Below are 14630 nucleotides of genomic sequence, written 5' to 3' on the forward strand. Positions count from 1 at the left end.
CCGTGTGGCCGCTTTTGTTGGTTTCCCTCCGCGCGCGACACTCCTAAGGCCGTCAACGATGGCCACCACGTCTTCGCCCCGCCGCTCCGGCGCCGATACCCCCGTGCGCGGCATCCTCCTCCGCATCGGCTCGGTCGTCATGTTCGGCATCATGTTCGCCGCGATGAAACTCGCCGGCGATGATGGCGTGGTCGCGATCGAAATGGTGTTCTATCGCGCCGTATTCGGCATGCCGATCGTGCTCGCCTGGCTCGCGCTTGGGCCGGGCCTCGCCGATATCCAGCCCAACCGGCCCTGGGCCCATGCCGTGCGCTCCGCGATCGGCCTCACCGGCATCACGCTCAACTTCTTCGCGCTGATCCTGCTGCCGCTGGCCGATGCGACGACGATCGGCTTCACCGCGCCGATCTTCGCCACCATCCTGTCCGCCCTGATCCTCAAGGAACATGTCGGCCGCCACCGCTGGATGGCCGTCGCCATCGGCTTCATCGGCGTCATCGTCATCACCCGCCCCGGCGGATCGTCCGGCCTGCCCGGGCTGGGCATCATGGTCGCCCTGCTCGGCGCGCTCGGTACGTCGGGCGTCACGATCACGCTGCGCCAGCTCGGCTCCACCGAAACCGTCGGCTCGATCGTGTTCTGGTTCTTCGTCGCCTGCGCCGTCGTCGGCGGCATCGGCACCGCCATCTGGGGCAGCACCCACGGGCTGCACACCATGGGCCTGCTCGCCATCGGCGGCGTGGCCGGCGCCGTGGCACAGATCCTGATGACCGCATCGCTGCGCGCCGCATCGGTTTCGACGGTGGCCCCCTTCGATTATCTGCAGATCGTGATGGCGATCATCATGGGCTGGCTGCTCTGGTATGCCGTGCCGTCCGCCGCAACGCTGGCCGGGGCCGCGCTGATCGCGGGCAGCGGCCTCTACACCGCCTATCGCGAACATCGCCTGCGCCGCGATTCGGTCGCGGCCACCCCCCCCGTCTGAGGCCATCTGGCGCACGCCGCACCGCGCATGATTTGACACGCCACGTCCGGCCCGACATCATCGGCCCCATGATCGCGCAGACCATATACCAGCGATGGTGCCAGCATGGGGGGCAGTTTCTCGCGGGCATTTAGCCCCGGGCTCGCCGGCGCACGCCTCGGCTGGGTCCGGGGCACAGATTTTTTCGATCGCTTCTAACCCGATCGCCTTTGCCTGCCGGCTCGCCGCGCCTTTTTGCGCGCGCGGGGCCGATGCGGCACCATCAAGGATTATTTTCGTGACCCAAGCCCAATCCGCTGCGCAGCGGCCGCCGCTGCACCTGATCGATACGGAGGCCGACAGCCTCTATGGCCTTGCCCTCGGCGCCGAACAGCGCCTGCCGGCCGTCGCCGAACTGCTGCTCAACGAAATCGATCGCGCCGAAATCCACCCCGCGGGCGATCTGCCGGCCGGCGTCGTCACCATGGGCTCCACGGTCGAATTCATCGACGAAGGCAGCGAAGTGACGCGCACCGTCGAACTCGTCTGGCCGCCCGAGGCCGATATCAACAGCGGCCGCATCTCCATCCTCACGCCAATCGGCGCGGGGTTGATCGGGCTCAGCGAAGGGCAGTCGATCCTCTGGCCCGATCGTGAAGGCAATGAACGGCAGATCCGTATCGTGAAAGTCGCGCGCGCCCTCGCCTGAACCCAGGCGAAGGGCGCCCGCCCTTCCCGCCCCTGACGTCAGTTCGCCAGCCGGTCGATGATCGGGCAATCGGGCCGCGTGTCGCCATGGCAGCGCGTGGCCAGATCGATCAGCGTCGCCCGCATCGCCTCCAGCGCCGCCGCCTTGCGGCCCAGTTCCTCCGCCCGGGCCGTCGCCAGCGCCTTCACCTCGGCGCTCGATCGCGCCCGGTCCGACCACAGTTCCAGCAATGTCCGTATTTCCTCGACCGGAAAGCCGAGGTCGCGGGCATTGGCGATGAAGCGAAGGCGGTGGACATCGGCCTGCGAATAATCGCGATAGCCGCTGTCCCGCCGGGGCGGCGGCGGGATCAGGCCGATCTTCTCATAATGGCGGATCATCCGCTGCGAGACGCCGCTGGCGTCGGATACCGCGCCGATATTCACAGCTTCACCGCATTCAGCCGCAAGGCATTGGCGACAACGGCGAAGGACGAAAGCGCCATCGCCGCGCCAGCGAACATCGGCGACAGCAATATGCCTGCGACCGGATAGAGCACACCCGCCGCCACCGGCACGCCAATCCCGTTGAACAGGAAGGAGAAGAACAGGTTCTGGCGGATATTGCCCATCGTCGCATGCGCCAGCTTCCGCGCCCGCACGATCGCCGCAAGTTCACCGCGCGTCAGCGTGATCCCCGCGCTTTCGATGGCAACGTCGGTGCCCGTGCCCATCGCCAGGCCAACATCGGCGGCCGCCAGCGCGGGTGCGTCGTTGATGCCATCGCCAGCCATCGCCACCTTGGCGCCCTGCGCCTTCAGTTCGCCGACGATCCGGGCCTTGTCCTCGGGGCGCAGGTCGGCGCGGATCTCATCCAGCCCGCCGACCGCACGGGCAACGGCTTCGGCCGTCGTGCGGTTGTCGCCGGTCAGCATCACGATGCGCAGCCCTTCCGCCTTCAGCGCCGCGATCGCCTCGCTGGCCGAAGCCCGCACCGGATCGGCCACCGCCAGAAGGCCGGCCAGCGAACCATCGACCGCGACCAGCATCACGCCAGCACCATCCTTGCGCAGCGCCTCCGCCCGGCCATCCAGCGGCGCCGGATCCGCACCCACGCTCCGCATCTGGACGGCATTGCCGATCGCCACCCGCCGCCCGTCGACGTTCGCGGTAACACCAGCGCCCGTCTGTGATTCGAAGCCTTCCGCCTTCGCCACGGCAAGTTTGCGTTCGCCCGCCGCGACAACGATCGCGTGCGCCAGCGGATGTTCCGATCCGGCCTCCACGGCCGCCGCCAGCGCCAGCAACTCGCCCTCGGCCATGCCGCCGATCGTCTCCACCGCGATCAGCGCGGGCTTGCCTTCGGTCAGCGTGCCGGTCTTGTCGATCACCAGCGTGTCCACCGTTTCGAACGCCTGCAACGCCTCGGCATTCTTGACGAGCACGCCGGCCCGCGCGCCGCGCCCGGTGCCCACCATCACCGACATCGGGGTCGCCAGCCCCAGCGCACAGGGGCAGGCGATCACCAGCACGGCGATCGCATTCAAAAGCGCGTGGCCGAAACGCGGTTCGGGGCCGACGAAGTTCCAGACGATGAAGGTGATGACCGCGATCGCCACGACCAGCGGCACGAACCAGCCTGCCACGCGATCCGCCACCGCCTGGATCGGCGCGCGGCTGCGTTGGGCTTCGGCCACCATGCGCACGATGCGGGCAAGCATCGTGTCCGCGCCCACCGCGCGCGCCTCCATCACCAGGCTGCCGGTTCCGTTCACCGTCCCGGCGGTCAACGCATCGTCGGCCTGCTTGGCGATCGCGATCGGTTCACCGGTCAGCATGGATTCGTCGACGCTGGACCGGCCTTCGATCACCACGCCATCCACCGGCACGGCTTCGCCCGGCCGCACGCGCAGCCGATCGCCAACCGCCACGGTGTCGAGCGACACCTCGCTCTCGCTGCCATCGGGGCCGATCCGTCGCGCCGTCTTGGGGGCAAGATCCATCAGCGCGCGGATCGCGCGGCCGGTGGCCGCACGGGCGCGCAGTTCGAGCACCTGGCCCAGCAGCACCAGCGTCACCACGACGGCCGCCGCTTCATAATATACCGGCGCCATGCCGCCATGGGTGAGGAAGGTTTCGGGGAACAACCCCGGCGCCACCGTCGCCACGACGCTATAGGCGAAGGCCGCGCCCACGCCGATCGCGATCAGGGTGAACATGTTGAGATGGCGGGTGACGATCGATCGCCAACCCCTTTCAAAGAAAGGCCATCCTGCCCACAGCACCACCGGCGCGCTCAGCGCAAATTGCACCCAGGGCGATGCCGCGGGCGGCACGAAATGCACGCCCAGCATGTCCGCGATCATCGACACGAACAGCAAGGGCACGGTCAGCACCGCGCTCACCCACAGGCGGCGCGTGAAATCGACCAGTTCCGGGTTGGGCGCGTCGTCCAGCGACGGTTCCTCGGGCTCCAGCGCCATGCCGCAGATCGGGCATGTGCCCGGCCCTTCCTGCCGGATTTCGGGATGCATCGGGCAGGTCCAGATCGCACCCGGCGCCGCTTCCGGCACAATGCGCGGCCCATCGCCCAGATAGCGTTCGGGATCGGCTATGAACTTCGTCCGGCAACCCGCGCTGCAGAAATGATAATCCTTGCCGTCATGGGCCGCGTGATGCCCGGTCGTCGCCGGATCGACGGTCATGCCGCATACCGGATCGAGCACGGCCCCCGCCGGCGTCGCGGCGTCGCCACCACCCTTGTGGCCGCCACAGCAACCGCCGCCGCCATGGGCGCCCTCCTGTCCATGCCGATGCGCGCCGGACTGATTCATCGTCATTCTCCTTCCACGCGACACCATCTAGGGTTTGACATCATGTCAGGGTCAAGAGGCGGGAGAAAGCATCCCCAACCAGGCGACAAGCAACAGAATGGTGATGCCCAGCGCGGCCTCGACCGCGACGCTCACGCGCAGTGCACCCGTGCGCCCGTCAGCGGCGAAGGCCGGCACCAACCGGAAGCGGTTGAGCGCCGCCAATCCCAGCATCGCCGCGAACAATGCCAGCTTGATCGTCATCAATCGACCGTAAAGCCCTTCGCCGGGGATCGGGGTGCCGCTCGGGCCAAGGATCGCCCAGCCGTTGATCAGCCCGGTGATCAGGATCAGGCCGACGATGATCGTCCCCAATCGCGCAAAGCCAGCCAAAGCATCGTAGGCCGCCACCCGCCCTCCTCCATCGCAGCTGCGCGCCCGCGCGAGGAACCATAGCAGCGTGGCGAGCGCGCCGATCCATAGCCCGGCGGCAAGCAGGTGAAGGATATCGGCGCCCAGGTGCAGCCAGCCCAGCGCGCCTTCGTTCATCACGCCATGCCCGCCCCAGGCAAGGGTGGCCAGCGCGACAGCGCCCCACAGCGCGGTTCCGCGCGGCGATGGCCAGAACACCATCACGGCCAACGCGTTCATCCGCACCAGCCAGGCCCAGCCGCCTGACGTGTCCGCCAGCAGGAAGCCGATCGTCGTCCGATCGACCTCCCCCAGCATTACGCCCGCCATCGACGCGGCCTGCGCCCACAAGCCCGATAGCGACAGCCCGGCCCCGGCGATCGCCAGCGCCATCACCGCCCCGCGCGCCAGCCGATGCCCATTCCACAGCGCGAACGCGCCAAGGCCGAACAACAACATCAGGTCCAGCCGGAGGCCGAAGCGCAGCGCGACGGTCAGGCCGTCGTCCATCGGCTCATTTCACCGAAAAGACGTGGGTTCCGTTGATGCGGTGGGTGTCGGCCGAAACGACATGATAATCCACGCGATATGTGCCCACCGGCAACGGACGTGCCATCACGATCACCAATGACTTGCCGTCGGGGCCGACCGAGCTTTTGGCGCCAGACATCTTCATCGGTGGATGATCCTTCATCCCCGGCATGCCGGTCATCACCAGTTCGGCGCCCGAAAATTGCGGCGTCAGCTTTTCGGAAAAGTTCAGCACGATGCGCGTCGTCGGGGCGATCGCGGCGTTGGCGGCGGGCGCGGCCGAAACCAGCTTGGGGTGCGCCATCGCAGCCGGCGCCCAAACGGCTGCAGCCAAAGCGAAAATCGTCAATTTGCGGAACATCGGGCTCTCCTTGAAATCCGCCCTGAATACGCGCCCGCCGGCTTTACCCCTCATTGCACGAGCGATCGGCCCTTCCCTCGCATCCGTGCGTTGATGTGTCGCCCCGCCCAATTGCACGAAAGCGTCGTCGCCATGGATCGCATCTTCACCGCGCTCGCCCAGCGCATCGCCTTCTGGGCCGGCCAGCCATTCGCCTTTGCGATCGCGCTGCTCGCCATCCTCGCCTGGGCCGCGACGGGTCCGCTGTTCGGTTATTCCGACACCTGGCAGCTCATCGTCAACACGACGACGACGATCATCACCTTCCTGATGGTGTTCCTCATCCAGAACTCCCAGAACCGCGATGGGGCGGCGATCCAGGCCAAGCTCGATGAACTGATCCGCGCAACCAACACGGCGCGCAATCAGTTCATCGGTATCGAACATTTCACGGAAAGCGAACTCGAACAGGTCCGCGCGGTGCTCGAACGGGAATATGGAGAGGATGGTGCCGAGACGGCGGCCAGCCACGAGGCCCTGGCCCGCCTGATCCGGCGAATGTGAAAGGCCGCGTAAGCGGACGCGCCGGAGCGGCAACGCCGATTGGTGTCACAAAGGGTGGAAAATCATGGCCAACGAAACGACACGCCTGCAAATCGATCTCACCGACGATGATGTGGAAGCGCTGGACGCCTGGATCGAACGGCACGCCGATCCCCGCCCCACGCGCGAAGAGGCTTTGCGGCTGATCGTGGCCGGCGCGCTCGGCACGCATCGCCCGTCCACCATCCTGCCCAATATCGTCACAGGACGGGATATTCCCTGATACCGCCACGCATGACGGCTCGAAATCGAGACCTCGCGCTGCATTAAAGGGGCATGGCGGCGCAACATATGCGCCACCTGCCCTGGCTGTTCAGGCGACGAAATTGGGCGGTCGCCCGGTTCCCATGATGCGGATCTGCTCGTTAAAACGATTGGCGATCTGCTGGTGCGCGGTCCGCGCCTCCTTGCCGGCAGATGATTTCGCGGCCGAGCATTCCTCAAGATAGCGCCGCCAGATGAAATCGCGATCGAAGCCCATGATGGTCTCCTTCTAGCCGGGCGATCCCTTGTCGTCCGACGGTTCATCCCCAGCCGGATCATGCCATGGCGGCCGCGAATTTACGAATCCCGCCGCCGCCCGCAACGCTCCGTTCGCAGCGTGCTCCGGCCATCGCATTCCGTGCGTCGCCGCCAAACGCAAGGCGCCGCCAGCCCGCATGGAGCCAGCGGCGCCCATGTCCGTGCCCGTGGTTCAAGCGAAGCTGGCGCGTGAAGGCCGCCGGCGCATCGACGCACCGACCACGCCGAAGCCGATCAGCATCATCGCCCAGGTCGACGGTTCCGGTATCGCGCCTTCCAGCCCGACATCGTCGAGATAGCCGCCCAACGAATCGCTGGTGCCATTCGCCGCGAAGGAAAGCGTGCCGCCGCCGGTCGAGAAGTTGACCGTGTAGAACACCCAGTTGGTGTCTCCGGCACCCTGCCCGCCAGCGACCGTGAGCAGGCTCACATCATCGAGCAGCACGTCGATTCCGTTCGAATCCGCACCCACGTTGGGACGGTCCGAATACCAGAAAGACAGGGTGTAATCGCCCGCCTCGATCACGCGGCTCATCGTGCTGTTGGAATTACTATCCAACTCGACGAGATTCTCGCCCGAAAACGGCGTTCCGGCGACATTGTTATATTGCACCTCGATGCCGGGCCCGGCGCTGGCGGTCCAGCCTTCATAGGCCGGCAATATCGTGAAGCCGGGGCCATCACCGAAATCGGTGCTTTCCCAATCGTTGAAGAATGTCGTCGCGGCAGACGCCGGCGCCACCAGGCCGATCGCGCCACCCACGGCGGCGAGTACCAGTCCCTTCCTGATCCCACGCATTCACACCCTCCTCGTACCAACGCCCGCAACGGACAAGATAGAAGACTTTGCGACTCGCTATTATGGGTTCTTAACGGCAGCCTAATCCCGTCGTTCCCGTCACGACGAGGCCCGAATGGCACCATCTTGTGCCATTGCTGGACGAGAACATGCAGGGTGCTGAAATCGCACCAGTTAAAATTAACCATGTTTGGCCGCAAATCTGCTGGCCGTTTGCCGCCGATCGCATCATCGGCCGGTTGCCGCCCCCGCGGCGCAGAAAGCTCTGTGCAACCACACGGCCAATAAAACGCAGGCAAGCTCCCACGCGCCTTGGGCCCGGTTTATTAAAACAGCGCTGACAGATGGATGGTGACCCCGGCGCGATTCGAACGCGCGACCTGCTGCTTAGGAGGCAGCCGCTCTATCCTGCTGAGCTACGGAGTCCCAACGCCGATCTAATCGGATCAACCCGCACGGTCCACCCTCTCCCGCCGCCGGGATAAACAGCAAGCCCCCTGATGGGGCGTGCGCCGGGCAGAGACCATGCTCCGCATCACCAACGACCATCTTCCCGACACCTTGAACCAACGGGCGGAGCCGCTTGCCGTCACCGTTCGTCGTCCCGATCCATGGGCGCGACGACACGACAACATCGGCACCGAATAGCCCGGTTCCGCGTGAAACTGTCCGTGGGGATGGTGATGGTAGCGGAGGAGGGACTTGAACCCCCGACACGCGGATTATGATTCCGCTGCTCTAACCAGCTGAGCTACTCCGCCCCAATAGGGCTTCCCGGCGGCGTATCGTCGTCGGGCGTGGCGGGCCTATAGGCAGGCCTGCGGCACGGGTCAACTAGCCTATCGCAACTTCGCACGATACAGGCACTCCCGTGAATCGACAGGATCGGGGAGCAGGATGAGTTTGGATCATTACGACGTTCTGATCGTCGGCGCCGGCCATGGCGGCGCGCAGGCTGCGCTGATGCTGCGCCAGCAGAAGTTTGAAGGCACCGTGGCGCTGCTCGGCGACGAGCCCGAACCGCCTTATGAGCGCCCCCCGCTGTCGAAGGACTATTTTTCGGGCGAGAAACCGTTCGAACGGATCCTGATCCGCCCGGCCACCTTCTGGTCCGATCGCAATATCGATCTGCTGCTGAGCCGGCGCGTCACCGCGGTCGATCCGGCTGCGCACAAGGTCACGCTCGCCGACGGATCGACCATCGGTTATGGCAAGCTGATCTGGGCGACCGGCGGCTCGCCCCGCCGGCTGGCCTGCGAAGGCCATGGCGTGAAGGGCGTCCACGCCGTCCGCACCCGCGCCGATGTCGATCAGATGATGACCGAGCTCGAAGCGACGAGCCGCGTCGTCGTCATCGGTGGCGGCTATATCGGGCTGGAGGCCGCTGCCGTGCTTGCCAAGTTCGGCAAGCATGTCACGGTTCTCGAAGCACTCGACCGCGTCCTCGCCCGCGTCGCCGGCGAACCCCTGTCGCGTTTCTATGAGGCGGAGCACCGCGCCCATGGCGTCGATGTCCGCCTTGGCGTTTCGGTCGATTGCATCCTCGAAAGCGATGGCCGGGCGACCGGCGTCAAGCTGGCCGATGGCACCGTGCTGCCGGCCGAAATGGTGATCGTCGGCATCGGCATCATCCCGGCGGTCGAACCGCTGCTCGCGGCCGGCGCGGCCGGCGGCAACGGCGTCGACGTCGACGGCCAGTGCCGCACCAGCCTGCCCGACATCTTCGCCATCGGCGATTGCGCGGCGCATGACAACGCGTTTGCGGGCGGCGCACGCATCCGCCTCGAATCGGTGCAGAACGCCAATGATCAGGCGACCATCGTCGCCAAGGCGATCATGGGTGGCGACGAGCAATATCATGCCGTGCCGTGGTTCTGGTCGAACCAATATGATCTCCGCCTGCAGACCGTGGGCCTGTCCACCGGGCATGACGCGATCGTCACGCGGGGCGATCCGGCGGCGCGCAGCTTCTCGATCGTCTATCTGAAGGGCGGCAAGGTGATCGCGCTCGATTGCGTCAACGCGACCAAGGATTATGTCCAGGGCCGCGCGCTGGTGGTCGGCGGTATCGCGCCCGCGCTCGACCAGCTGGCCGATACCGAGGTGCCGCTGAAATCGCTCGCGGGATGAACGGGGAACCGGGGCGGCCGATCGTCGTTCCCGGTTTCATCGCGTGATGCGGAGGAGGTCAGCATGGAATTGTCGGTGCCGCTCGAAACCGTCTGCCGGCTGATCGTCCGCGCCCGCGAACTGGAAGCGCAGGTCCCGTCCAACGACACCGACGATGATGAGGATCCGACCGATTCGGATGATCCCTATGCGGTGCTGGAGGACGAGGCCAACACCTCGGTCGAGGAGGAAGTGCAGGCGCTGCTCGACGATATGCCGCAGGACGAAATCGCCGAAGTGCTGGCTCTCGCCTGGGTCGGTCGCGGCACGTTCGATGCGAGTGAATGGGACGAGGCGCTGGAAGAAGCGGTCGACAGCGAACAAAATCCGGTCGACCAGCTGCTCGAACTGCCGATGCTCGCGGCCTATCTCGACGCCGGGCTCGCCGCCTTCGATCTCAACTGTACGGGCGTCGGCCAGATCGACTGAACAGATGGCGTCCGGCCGGCTCCCACGGCCCGCCGCGATAGACCCATGTCGCAAGGCCGATGATCTCGACCGGCCGTCGCTGCACTGCGTGCGCCAGTTCCTTCTGCAAGGCGGTAGCGGCCAGCCTGTCGACCTTGTTCTGGACGGTGACATGTGGCCGCCACGGCGCCGCATCGACCGGGCGTAGATAGGGCGCGAACGCGTCCGCGATCCGCGCGCGTATGGCCTCCAGCTCCGGCGATTCGATCCTCAATGCGGCGCCCCGTTCAAACTTCATCACGCCGGCAATCCAGGCCCGTGGTGCGGGGCGGCCCCGCGCCTCGGCGGCCAGCCGTCGCGCGATCTCGTCCGCCAGCGCGGGCGCAAGGTGCTGGAACAATGTCAGGTGCGCCGGCACGCGATTATCCGCCGGCGGATAATGTTGCCGCCGCAGTGCATCGAGCCACTGGCCATCGCGCGCGCCGAACAGCGCGGTCACAATGATCGGGCCACCATGAACCGGCTCGGGCGAAGGGGCCCCTGTCCCCTCGCCCTTGCCGCTCATTCCAGGCCGATCACCAGCCGCAGGTCTTGCCCTTGTTCTGCTCTTCCAGCCACGTCATCAGCGGCTGGAAATAGGCGATCATCGCCGTGCCATCCATCTCGCGGCTGCCGGTAAAGGCTTCCAGCGCATCGGGCCACGGCTTCGACATGCCCATTTCAAGCATGGCGTTCAGCTTCGCGCCGACTTCCTTGTTGCCGTAGAAGGAACAGCGGTGCAGCGGCCCCTTCCAGCCAGCGGTGTCGCACGCCGCCTTGTAAAACTGGAACTGGAGGATGCGCGCGAGGAAGTAGCGCGTATAGGGCGTGCTGGCCGGCACATGATATTTCGCGCCCGGATCGAACGCATCGGCGCCACGCTCCACCGGCGGCGTGATGCCCTGATATTGCAGGCGCAGGGCGTTCCAGGCGTCATTATACTGGGCCGGCTTGACCGTGCCGTTGAACACGCTCCAGCGCCATTTGTCGATCAGCAGGCCGAAGGGCAGGAACGCCACCTTGTCCATCGCCTGACGCAGCAGCAGGCCCGTATCCTTGTCGGCCGAAGGCACCTTCGCCGGATCGAGCAGGCCGATCTGCACCAGATATTCCGGCGTCATCGACAGCGCGATCGCATCGCCGATCGCCTCGTGGAATCCGTCGTTCGCGCCGTTCAGATACAGGAACGACTGCTTGTTATAGGCGCGCTGATAATAATTATGGCCAAGCTCATGGTGGATCGTGGTGAAATCGTCGCCATTCACCTTGATGCACATCTTGATGCGCAGATCGTCCTTATTGTCGACGTCCCAGGCGGAAGCGTGGCAGATCACTTCGCGATCCGCAGGCTTCACGAATTGCGAACGCTTCCAGAAGGTTTCGGGCATCGGCTCAAAACCCAGCGAGGAGAAGAAGCCCTCGCCCTGCTTCACCATCCTCAGCGGATCATAGCCCTTGGCGTTCAGCAGCTCGGTGGTGTCATAGCCGATCTCGCCGGCGCCCTTCGGCGCCACGACATCATAGATATTGCCCCATTCCTGCGCCCACATATTGCCGAGCAGGTCGGCGCGGATCGGGCCGGACTTCGGCTGCACCTTGTCGCCATATTTCTCGTTGAGCTTGGTGCGGGTGTAACAATGCAGCTGATCGTAAAGCGGCTTCACCTGCAGCCACAGCTTGTCGGTCAGCCGGGCGAACTCCTCGGGCGACATGTCGTAGTTCGAGCGCCACATCGCGCCCAGATCCTTGTAGCCGAGCTCCTTCGCGCCCTGGTTCGCGATCTGGACCATCCGGGCATAATCGGCCTTCATCGGCGTGCCGACATTATCATGCCAGCTCGCCCACATTTCCTTGAGCTGGTCCGCATTGCGCACCGTGCCCATCTTCTCCTCGATGTCGGAGCCGTTGATCTCCTTGCCGTCGAGCGTGCCGCGCCCCTTGCCGTAGATCGAGCTCATCCGCGTCGAAAGCGCGTTCAGCTCGGTGGCGGCGCCATCGGTCGCGGGCGCGGGCAGCACAATGCCCTGGCGCAGGATATCGAGCTTGCGACGCGTATCGGCCGACAGGCCGGACACCTTGTCATATTTCGCCGCTTCCTTGGCCAGCCGCACGGCCGCCTCGGTATTCTTCGCGCCAAACAGCGTGTTCAGCGCGTCGGTATCGTCGGTGATGTAGGTGGAATTGACCCAGGCGACCTGCGCGGTCGGGATCGACAGGTCGAACAGTTCCTTCTCCGCCTGCGCGACGAAGCGATCGGCCTCGGCCGCGGTCGGCGCCGGATCCTTGGCGGCCGAAGCGGAAACGGAGATGGCGGCAACGCCAAATGCAAGCGCGGACGCCGCCGCGCGGAACGAAATCTTCATGGGACGAGAACCCCCTCGGCTCCTGATTTATGATTGGCGCCAGATGAAACCCGGAACCGCCGCCGGGTCAAGCCGCCAGAAACTCGCGGATCGCCTGCCCGAGCTCGGGCTTCAGCACCGCGCTCATATGATTGCCGGGGATCGACCGGAACGCGGCACCGGGGATCGCATCGGCCAGCGCCTCGCCCGATCCGTTGTCATCATCCTCCGCGCCGGTGACGACCAGCACCGGAAGGTCGATCGCCGCCAGTTCCGCGCGCGACGTATCGACGAAGGTTTCAAGGATGTGGAGCAGCGCCACCGGATCGCCCTTGGTGGTTTTCAGGAACGCCTCGGTCATCCATTCGCTGCTGCCGCGCTCGAAACTGCCGAGCCCGGTGAGCACGCGGCGGAAATAATCGCCCCGGCCCGCCGTGTGGAGGATACCATCCAGCCCCATGCCGCAGAGCACCGCCCGGCGCGGCCGCGCGCCCTGCACCAGCATCCGCGTCGTCGTCCGCCCACCCAGCGAATAGCCGGCAAGATCATAATCCTCGAGGCCGAGATGGCGCAGCAGCGCAAAGCCGTCCGCCGCCAGCACGTCCGGCGGATAGGATGCGGCCTCATGCGGCTTGCCGCTTTCGCCATGGGCCCGCAGGTCCGGCATGATCACGCGGAAGCCCGCGTCGGCGATCAGCCGAGCATGGCCGTAACGGATCCAGTTGGTGAACGCGTTGGAAAAATAGCCATGGATCAGGACGATCGGGCGCCCCTCGCCCATTTCGTGCCAGGCCAGTTCCACGCCATCATCGGCCGAAAAGCGGCCTATCGTCACGTCGGTCATGCGTCACCCGTCTCATTATCTCGTGCCGGGGGATTAACCGCCTTCGTGTCGGCGATCCAGCCGCGCTCAATCGGGCAATTTGCCGGTCGCGGCGATCCACCGATCGGTGAGCGAGCGATATTCGTCGGCGCGCGAGCCCGGCAGATGGCTGGTATCCTCCCACGCGGCCAGCCGGGTCTCGATCGCGAAGTTGGATGTCGGCCGGAAATAGCCCGGCTCGTCGAACGAACCGATCGTCAGGTCGATATTCTCGCCATCGACATACGAAAAACCGAGGGAGGTTCCGCAGGTCTGGCAAAAGGGCCGCTTGCCAATCGGCGAGGATCGATACCATTCCGGCTCCCGCGACCATTTCAGCCGGGCCTGCGGCACATTCTTGAAGGCCGCCGCCGCCGCACCGGTCGCCCGCCGGCAATAGCTGCAATGACACAGATAGCCCTCGTCATTGTCGATCTCCGCCTCATAGCGGATACGGCCGCACTGGCAGCCGCCGGTCATCAAGCGGGTCATGCTCGCCTCGCGCGCAGGATTTCCAGCGGGATCATGCACAGCACGCCGATGAAGGCCAGCGCCATATCCTTCTGGGCATCCCATGGATCCCCCTGCTGGCCATTGTAGAGATCGGCGTCGGCGCCCGCCATCACCAGCGTCAGCAGCCATTCGAAAATCTCATAGGCAGCACCCGCCGCCAGCACGAAGGCACCCGCGAGGCCGATCGCGCCCGGCAGCGAACAGCGCCCGCCGCGTCGGGCAAGCTCCACGATCGCCGGCACCACCGTTACGCCAAAGGCAAAATGGACCAGCCGGTCATAATGATTGCGGGTGAAGCCGAACGCCTCGCTGATCGACGTGCCGGCCAGCGCCACCGACCATGCGTCATAGGGCAGGTTCGAATAGGTGTATCGCCCGCCCAGCGTGTGCAGCAGCCAGAAGGCGAGCAGAAAGGCGACAGCGCGATTGGACAGCGGCCAGCGCCGCAACAGCCACGGCGCCGTGATCACCAGCAGCAGCGTCGGAATATGGTGGATCGGCGCAACCGAAGGATAAGGCTGCGCGATATTGGCGAGGAGGATGGCGGCGCCCAGCAGCGCCACCATCCGGCGCTGGGCAACCGGCATCGCTCCCCACAAGGCGCGATAGCCGGTCACCCGAGCCTTG

18 protein-coding genes and 2 tRNA genes are annotated in these 14630 nt (G+C 65.6%); 7 read left to right on the forward strand and 13 right to left on the reverse strand.

Annotated elements, in window-relative coordinates:
- Nucleotides 1–58 precede the first annotated feature (58 nt).
- Nucleotides 59–985 (forward strand): DMT family transporter, encoded by a 927-nt coding sequence (locus CHB74_RS01630; RefSeq protein WP_089217840.1) that lies wholly within the window; start codon nt 59–61, stop codon nt 983–985.
- A gap of 277 nt (nt 986–1262) precedes the next feature.
- Nucleotides 1263–1673, forward strand: a complete 411-nt coding sequence (rnk, locus tag CHB74_RS01635; RefSeq protein WP_089217841.1) for a nucleoside diphosphate kinase regulator — start codon at nt 1263–1265, stop codon at nt 1671–1673.
- 38 nt (nt 1674–1711) lie between these two features.
- Here the strand turns inward: rnk and cueR are convergent, their stop codons facing one another.
- Genes cueR through copC form a run of 4 tightly spaced genes read right to left on the reverse strand, consistent with a single transcriptional unit; the run spans nt 1712 to nt 5767 of the window.
- Nucleotides 1712–2098, reverse strand: coding sequence for a Cu(I)-responsive transcriptional regulator (gene cueR / locus CHB74_RS01640; RefSeq protein ID WP_089217842.1), 387 nt, complete (start codon nt 2096–2098; stop codon nt 1712–1714).
- A complete protein-coding gene (locus CHB74_RS01645) occupies nt 2095–4485 on the reverse strand; it encodes a heavy metal translocating P-type ATPase (RefSeq protein ID WP_089217998.1) in 2391 nt (796 codons plus the stop codon). Before CHB74_RS01645 ends, cueR begins: the two co-directional genes overlap by 4 nt.
- A gap of 51 nt (nt 4486–4536) precedes the next feature.
- The gene (gene copD, locus CHB74_RS01650) at nt 4537–5385 is read right to left on the reverse strand and encodes a copper homeostasis membrane protein CopD (RefSeq protein WP_089217843.1); all 849 of its coding nucleotides are present in this window, start codon (nt 5383–5385) and stop codon (nt 4537–4539) included.
- Between the two features lie 4 nt (nt 5386–5389).
- Nucleotides 5390–5767 carry a copper homeostasis periplasmic binding protein CopC gene (gene copC / locus CHB74_RS01655; RefSeq protein ID WP_089217844.1) on the reverse strand — a complete coding sequence of 126 codons (378 nt, stop codon included), beginning with the start codon at nt 5765–5767 and terminating at the stop codon, nt 5390–5392.
- A gap of 132 nt (nt 5768–5899) precedes the next feature.
- Here copC and CHB74_RS01660 point away from each other — a divergent pair, with 132 nt between their 5' ends.
- Together CHB74_RS01660 and CHB74_RS01665 are read left to right on the forward strand one after the other, a co-directional pair.
- On the forward strand, nt 5900–6310 hold the full coding sequence (locus tag CHB74_RS01660; protein ID WP_089217845.1) for a low affinity iron permease family protein: 411 nt from the start codon (nt 5900–5902) through the stop codon (nt 6308–6310).
- Between the two features lie 64 nt (nt 6311–6374).
- On the forward strand, nt 6375–6572 hold the full coding sequence (locus CHB74_RS01665) for a hypothetical protein (protein ID WP_089217846.1): 198 nt from the start codon (nt 6375–6377) through the stop codon (nt 6570–6572).
- Between the two features lie 90 nt (nt 6573–6662).
- On the opposite strand, the gene CHB74_RS21870 is transcribed toward CHB74_RS01665, so the two are convergent.
- The 3 genes from CHB74_RS21870 to CHB74_RS01675 form a co-directional block, all read right to left on the reverse strand.
- The gene (locus CHB74_RS21870; protein WP_179220667.1) at nt 6663–6830 is read right to left on the reverse strand and encodes a hypothetical protein; all 168 of its coding nucleotides are present in this window, start codon (nt 6828–6830) and stop codon (nt 6663–6665) included.
- Nucleotides 6831–7043: 213 nt separating this feature from the next.
- Nucleotides 7044–7670 carry a PEPxxWA-CTERM sorting domain-containing protein gene (locus tag CHB74_RS01670; protein ID WP_089217847.1) on the reverse strand — a complete coding sequence of 209 codons (627 nt, stop codon included), beginning with the start codon at nt 7668–7670 and terminating at the stop codon, nt 7044–7046.
- Between the two features lie 349 nt (nt 7671–8019).
- Nucleotides 8020–8096: transfer RNA gene (locus CHB74_RS01675), tRNA-Arg, on the reverse strand.
- Between the two features lie 99 nt (nt 8097–8195).
- Here CHB74_RS01675 and CHB74_RS22585 point away from each other — a divergent pair.
- Nucleotides 8196–8318 (forward strand): hypothetical protein, encoded by a 123-nt coding sequence (locus CHB74_RS22585; protein ID WP_281253513.1) that lies wholly within the window; start codon nt 8196–8198, stop codon nt 8316–8318.
- A 36-nt stretch (nt 8319–8354) separates the two neighbouring features.
- On the opposite strand, the gene CHB74_RS01680 is transcribed toward CHB74_RS22585, so the two are convergent.
- Nucleotides 8355–8431, reverse strand: a tRNA-Met gene (locus CHB74_RS01680).
- A 136-nt stretch (nt 8432–8567) separates the two neighbouring features.
- Between CHB74_RS01680 and CHB74_RS01685 the strand changes: the two genes are divergently transcribed.
- Together CHB74_RS01685 and CHB74_RS01690 are read left to right on the forward strand one after the other, a co-directional pair.
- Entirely contained in the window at nt 8568–9800 is a 1233-nt protein-coding gene (locus CHB74_RS01685) for an NAD(P)/FAD-dependent oxidoreductase (protein WP_089217848.1), read from the forward strand.
- Between the two features lie 63 nt (nt 9801–9863).
- Nucleotides 9864–10268, forward strand: a complete 405-nt coding sequence (locus CHB74_RS01690) for a DUF3775 domain-containing protein (protein ID WP_089217849.1) — start codon at nt 9864–9866, stop codon at nt 10266–10268.
- Here the strand turns inward: CHB74_RS01690 and CHB74_RS01695 are convergent.
- From CHB74_RS01695 to CHB74_RS01715, 5 genes are all read right to left on the reverse strand, one after another.
- Nucleotides 10237–10746 carry a 2'-5' RNA ligase family protein gene (locus CHB74_RS01695; protein WP_342746558.1) on the reverse strand — a complete coding sequence of 170 codons (510 nt, stop codon included), beginning with the start codon at nt 10744–10746 and terminating at the stop codon, nt 10237–10239. The two genes, CHB74_RS01690 and CHB74_RS01695, sit on opposite strands and share 32 nt — an antisense overlap.
- A 76-nt stretch (nt 10747–10822) precedes the next feature.
- Nucleotides 10823–12649: a M2 family metallopeptidase gene (locus CHB74_RS01700; protein ID WP_089217851.1), complete on the reverse strand. Its 1827-nt coding sequence runs from the start codon at nt 12647–12649 to the stop codon at nt 10823–10825.
- 67 nt (nt 12650–12716) lie between these two features.
- Complete coding sequence (locus tag CHB74_RS01705) at nt 12717–13472, reverse strand: alpha/beta fold hydrolase (RefSeq protein WP_089217852.1); 756 nt, start codon at nt 13470–13472, stop codon at nt 12717–12719.
- A 66-nt stretch (nt 13473–13538) separates the two neighbouring features.
- Nucleotides 13539–13982, reverse strand: coding sequence for a GFA family protein (locus CHB74_RS01710; protein ID WP_089217853.1), 444 nt, complete (start codon nt 13980–13982; stop codon nt 13539–13541).
- A complete protein-coding gene (locus tag CHB74_RS01715) occupies nt 13979–14590 on the reverse strand; it encodes a DUF2238 domain-containing protein (protein WP_089217854.1) in 612 nt (203 codons plus the stop codon). The genes CHB74_RS01710 and CHB74_RS01715 overlap by 4 nt, the downstream gene beginning before the upstream one ends.
- Nucleotides 14591–14630: the final 40 nt, after the last annotated feature.

This window comes from Edaphosphingomonas laterariae, from assembly GCF_900188165.1.
Taxonomy (GTDB): Bacteria; Pseudomonadota; Alphaproteobacteria; order Sphingomonadales; family Sphingomonadaceae; genus Sphingomonas_E; species Sphingomonas_E laterariae.